The 220-nt window shown below is 47.3% G+C and carries 1 protein-coding gene; it reads right to left on the bottom strand.

The genetic code is table 11. From position 1 onward, the window contains the following. Nucleotides 1–65: 65 nt before the first annotated feature. Nucleotides 66–212: a DUF624 domain-containing protein gene (locus H6B10_RS19180; RefSeq protein WP_430661794.1), complete on the bottom strand. Its 147-nt coding sequence runs from the start codon at nt 210–212 to the stop codon at nt 66–68. Between the last annotated feature and the right edge of the window lie 8 nt (nt 213–220).

Below are 220 nucleotides of genomic sequence, written 5' to 3'. Positions count from 1 at the left end.
AATAGTGTACAATCTGAATCGCTGTTTTTGGTGAATATTTACATCCTGAAAAAAAGGAGGAGAACTCATTGAGAGGCGTTTTTAATCCGGACAGCCCCCTGATGCGCGCCCTGGCGGAAATTTGCCCGGAATGACTTGAAAAAATTGCCGACCACCGGAGTGCCGTCTTTTTCACCCGCCATTTTTGTGGTGACATAATGTAAAGCCGTGATGGCAGGGC

Source organism: Gemmiger formicilis (assembly GCF_016901605.1).
Classification (GTDB): domain Bacteria; phylum Bacillota; class Clostridia; order Oscillospirales; family Ruminococcaceae; genus Gemmiger; species Gemmiger formicilis_B.
This window is presented reverse-complemented; position numbering and strand designations above follow the sequence as displayed.